The sequence below is a fragment of the Mycolicibacterium vaccae NBRC 14118 = CIP 105934 genome (assembly GCF_001552715.1).
In the GTDB taxonomy this organism is placed as follows: domain Bacteria; phylum Actinomycetota; class Actinomycetes; order Mycobacteriales; family Mycobacteriaceae; genus Mycobacterium; species Mycobacterium vaccae.
Genome location: NZ_BCRS01000264.1, coordinates 1 through 4,576 on the forward strand (window position 1 = coordinate 1; position 4,576 = coordinate 4,576).

Genomic DNA, 4,576 nt, shown 5'->3' on the forward strand with positions numbered 1-4,576 from the left:
GGCCGCGCCTGCCTGTTCGAGCGCGGCGATCTCCGCGTCCAGTTCGCCGGGCCGCCGCGCGGCCAGCACCACCGTCGCGCCCGGCGCCAGCCGTCGCGCCAGCTCCACGCCGATCTCGCTGCGACCGCCGAAGATGACCACCGGTCCCGATCCGCGGCCTGCGCCGCTCGTGTCCTTCACGGCGCTGATTATCGCCTGCGCTAGCGTGGACCCAATGGCCAAGGCGACGACCCGACTGACCGACGACGCGCTCGCGTTCCTCTCCGAGCGCCACCTCGCGATGCTGACGACACTGCGGGCCGACGGGTCCCCGCACGTGGTCGCCGTCGGGTTCACCTTCGACCCGACCACCCACATCGCCCGGGTCATCACCTCGGGTGGTTCCCAGAAGGCCGTCAACGCCGAGCATCGCGGGGTCGCGGTGCTCAGCCAGGTCGACGGGGCCCGCTGGCTGTCCCTGGAGGGCAAGGCGACGGTCAAGACCGACAGCGAGTCCGTGCGCGACGCCGAACGGCGCTACGCCCAGCGCTACCGCACCCCCCGGCCCAACCCGAAGCGCGTCGTGATCGAGGTGCGCGTCGACCGGGTGCTCGGGTCCTCGGCGCTGCTCGACCGCAGCGAGGCCTGACCGGTCAGCGCACCGGCACCACGACCAGGTCGTGCGGCCGGTGGTTCACCGGCTCGGCGCCGTCGCCGGTGACGATCACGATGTCCTCGATGCGCGCGCCCCACTGTCCCGGGAAGTAGATGCCCGGCTCGACGGAGAAGGCCATCCCCTCCTGCAGCGGCAGCGCGTTCCCAGCCACGATGTAGGGCTCCTCGTGCACCGACAGCCCGATACCGTGCCCGGTCCGGTGCACGAACGCCTCGGCCAGGCCTTCGGCGGCCAGCACGTCCCGCGCGGCGGCGTCGACCTGTTCGGCGGTCACCCCTGGCCGGACGATGTCGACCGCGGCGCGCTGGGCCCGCTGCAGCACCGCGTACCGGCGCGCCACCTCCGGATCCGGTTCGCCGATGCTGTAGGTCCGCGTGGAGTCGGAGTTGTAGCCGGGGTCGTAGGGGCCGCCGATGTCGACGACGACCACGTCGCCGACGCGCAGCTCGCGGTCCGAGCATTCGTGGTGCGGGTCGGCCCCGTGCGGGCCCGACCCGACAATGATGAACGCGACCTCTGAATGCCCTTCGGCGACAATCGCTTCGGCGATGTCTGCGGCCACGTCGGCTTCCGTGCGGCCGGGCACCAGGAACTCCGGCACCCGTGCGTGCACACGGTCGATCGCCGCGCCGGCGTTGCGCAGCGCGTCGATCTCGGCGGGGTCCTTGACCATCCGCAACGTGCGCAGCACGTCGGTGGCCAGCACCGGCACGGCGCCCAGCACCCCGGCCAGCGGCAGCAGGTGCAGCGCAGGCATCGAATCGGTGACCGCGACCGCGAGCGGGCCGGCGCCCGGGAAGGCATCGGCGACCAGCCGGTAGGGATCGTCACCGTCAACCCAATCCCGCACGGTGACACCGAGTTCCGGCACGGCGGAGTCCTTCAGCGCGGCGAGTTCCAGCCGCGGCACCACGATCGTCGGGTCGCCCTGGGCGGGCAGCACCAGCGCGGTGAGCCGCTCGAAGGTCTGTGCCCGCGAACCCACCAGGTACCGCAGGTCGTAACCGGGGGTGATCACCAGGCCCGCCAGGCCGGCGTCGGCCGCGGCAGCCGCCGCCGCGCGCAGTCGTCGGGCGTACACGTCGGTGTCGAAACGGGCGCCGGTCATGTCGTTCAGGCTAGTGCGCGAGCCGATCTCCCCGCGAGCAGACACGAACTCGCACGAATCGCCTCGAAAGCATGCGAGTTCGTGTCTGCTCGCCGGGAAAAGGTGACCTGGCAGGATGGCCGGCATGGCCCGCACGTCCAATGAAGCCCCGCTGGTACTCCTCGACGGCGCGAGCATGTGGTTCCGCTCGTATTTCGGGGTCCCGTCGTCGATCACCGCACCGGACGGCAGGCCGGTCAACGCGCTGCGCGGCTTCCTCGACGCGGTCTCGACCGTGATCACCCGGGAACGGCCCCGCAGGCTGGTGGTGTGCCGCGACGACGACTGGCGGCCGCAGTGGCGTGTCGACCTGATCCCGTCGTACAAGGCGCACCGGGTGGTGCTCCCGGCAGAGGAAGCGAACCTGCCAATCGACGTCGAGGAGGTGCCCGACGAGCTGACCCCGCAGGTCGACATGATCATGGAGATGCTCGACGCGTTCGGCATCGCGACCGCGGGCGCCGCGCACCACGAGGCTGACGACGTCCTCGGCACGCTGGCCGAACGGGAGAGCCGCGACCCGGTGGTGGTGGTCAGCGGCGACCGCGATCTGCTGCAGCTGGTGCGCGACGAGCCGGTCCCCGTCCGGGTGCTCTACCTGGGCCGCGGGCTGGCCAAGGCGATCAAGTACGGGCCACGCGAAGTGGCCGAAACCTACAACGTGCCGGTGGACCGTGCCGGACCTGCCTACGCCGAGCTGGCGCTGCTGCGCGGGGATCCGTCCGACGGGCTGCCCGGTGTCCCGGGCATCGGGGAGAAGACGGCGGCCACGCTGCTGGCCCAGCACGGATCGCTGGCGCAGATCGTGTCCGCGGCCCAGGATCCGGCGTCGAGACTGCCGAAGTCGCACCGCACCAAGCTGGTGGCCGCCGCTGACTACATCGAGAGAGCGGCCCCGGTGGTGCGGGTGGCCACCGACGCCGACGTCTCGTTCTCCACCGACGGCGACGACCTGCCGCTGGCCGCCCGCGACCCCCGCAAAGTGGCGGAATTGGCGGAGCGCTACGGCGTGTCGTCGTCGATCGGGCGCCTGCAGGCCGCTCTGGACAAGCTCTGACAAGCGCCGAGCGCGCCTACTTCGGGCGGCCGACCTCGTAGGTGCCGTTGTCGTCCTGGAACGTCACGGTGACCTGCCGCTTGGTGCCGTCGATGCTGACCTCGCAGTTGAACGTGTCGCCCTTCTTCACCGTCGGGCTGACGCCGTTGTTGCACTTGACGTCGTTGACGTTCTTGGCGCCGTAGCCGTTGCTCTCGTCGGTGAGGATCTGCTGCACACCGCTCTGGGCGGCGTTCACGTCGAGCTTGGTGGTCACGAAGAACCCGGGCTTCCAGAAGCCGAGCACCAGCACCGCGGCGATGACGATCGCGGCGAGCACACCGACCACTCCGCCGACGACCGCGAGCGACCGCTTCGAGCCGTCCTCGCCACCGGGGGCCGGGTAGCCGGGGTACTGGCCGTACTGACCGGGCTGACCCGGCTGACCGGGCTGCTGACCGTACTGGCCCGGCTGGCCGTAGGGACCGGGCTGGCCATACGGCTGGCCGTAGCCGCCGGGCTGGCTGTACTGGCCGGGCGGCGGGTAGCCGGCCGGGTTGTACTCGGCGGGCTGCTGACCGTACTGCTCACCCGGGTACTGCTGCGGCGGATACGCCGGCGGCTGACCGGGCTGCTGGTACTGCGGGTACTGCTGCGGCGTGTACGCCGGCGGCTGCCACGACTGCTGCTCGGGTTGCTGGCCGGCGCCCGGAGTCGGCGGCTGCCAGCCCTGGTTGGCCGCCGATTCGCCCGCCGGCTGATCCGTGCCCTGCTCAGGCTGCTGACCCGGCCACGGCTGCGTCGGGTCGGATCCCTGCGGTCCGCTCATTTCTCTCCTTGCTCATCGGGGCTGGTGTGCCGGAGCCCTGCTGGCACCACACACTACCCGGCATCAACAGCTACGACGCCGCGCCGAATGTCGTTGATGGCGCGTTTCGCGGTTGCCCGCAACGTAGCTGACGGCGCCGCGGCACGGACCTGGTCGGCGAGATCGAGCACCTGCCGGCACCAGCGGACGAAATCACCCGCCGACATCGACACGCCGGTGCCCGTGGTGTCCGACGCCGCCAGCGCCGATGCGAGATCGCCTGTGCAGGCCCACCGGTGCACCGCCGCCGCGAAACCGTCGTCGGGTTCCCGGCTCGGCGCGATGCGGTGGCGTTGCTCGTCGGCGCGCAGCTGCGACCACAGCCGCTGCGTCTGATTCAGCGCGCGGCGCAGCTTGCCCGTGGGGATGTCCGAACCGTCACCCGCTCGGTTGCCGGGACCGTCGCGGCGCGATTCGTAGAGCACCACCGACAGCGCGGCCGCCAACTCGGCGGGGTCGAGGCCCTCCCACACGCCGGTGCGCAGGCATTCGGCGATCAGCAGGTCGCACTCGCTGTAGATCCGGGCCAGCAGCTTGCCGTCGTCGGTGACTACAGGCGCATCGGCGACGGGGCCCCCGTCCTCGGTGCTGCCGGCGGTCCGTTCGGCGATATAGCCGCGTTCGGTGAGCAGCGCGACGATCCGGTCGAACGTCAGGGCCAGGGAGTTCGTCGCCGCGGCGATCTTCTTGCGCAGTTGCTCGTTGTCGCGTTCGATCCGCAGGTAGCGCTCGGCGATGCGGGCCCGGTCCTCCCGGTCGGGCATGCCGTGCGCCCGGTGGGCGCGCAGCCGCTTCCGCAACGCGCCCAGTTCCGGGTCCACGTCCGGCTCGTCCTGCGCGCCGCCGCCCCGGCTGCGCGCCGACGGAACG

The 4,576-nt window shown here is 71.6% G+C and carries 4 protein-coding genes and 2 pseudogenes; 2 read left to right on the forward strand and 4 right to left on the reverse strand.

Annotated elements, in window-relative coordinates; translation table 11 throughout:
* Window positions 1-180: pseudogene (locus MVA01S_RS28690) on the reverse strand (oxidoreductase); the annotation flags it as partial.
* Window positions 181-214: 34 nt separating this feature from the next.
* Here MVA01S_RS28690 and MVA01S_RS28695 point away from each other — a divergent pair.
* On the forward strand, window positions 215-628 hold the full coding sequence (locus MVA01S_RS28695; RefSeq protein ID WP_003933509.1) for a F420-dependent biliverdin reductase: 414 nt from the start codon (window positions 215-217) through the stop codon (window positions 626-628).
* A 4-nt stretch (window positions 629-632) separates the two neighbouring features.
* Here the strand turns inward: MVA01S_RS28695 and MVA01S_RS28700 are convergent, their stop codons facing one another.
* The gene (locus tag MVA01S_RS28700; RefSeq protein WP_003933510.1) at window positions 633-1,763 is read right to left on the reverse strand and encodes a M24 family metallopeptidase; all 1,131 of its coding nucleotides are present in this window, start codon (window positions 1,761-1,763) and stop codon (window positions 633-635) included.
* 115 nt (window positions 1,764-1,878) lie between these two features.
* Between MVA01S_RS28700 and MVA01S_RS28705 the strand changes: the two genes are divergently transcribed.
* Complete coding sequence (locus tag MVA01S_RS28705; protein WP_003933511.1) at window positions 1,879-2,859, forward strand: 5'-3' exonuclease; 981 nt, start codon at window positions 1,879-1,881, stop codon at window positions 2,857-2,859.
* A 16-nt stretch (window positions 2,860-2,875) separates the two neighbouring features.
* Here MVA01S_RS28705 and MVA01S_RS28710 read toward each other — a convergent pair whose 3' ends face one another.
* A complete protein-coding gene (locus tag MVA01S_RS28710; RefSeq protein ID WP_003933512.1) occupies window positions 2,876-3,667 on the reverse strand; it encodes a DUF4333 domain-containing protein in 792 nt (263 codons plus the stop codon).
* A gap of 53 nt (window positions 3,668-3,720) precedes the next feature.
* A pseudogene (locus MVA01S_RS28715) lies at window positions 3,721-4,576 on the reverse strand (DEAD/DEAH box helicase); the annotation flags it as partial.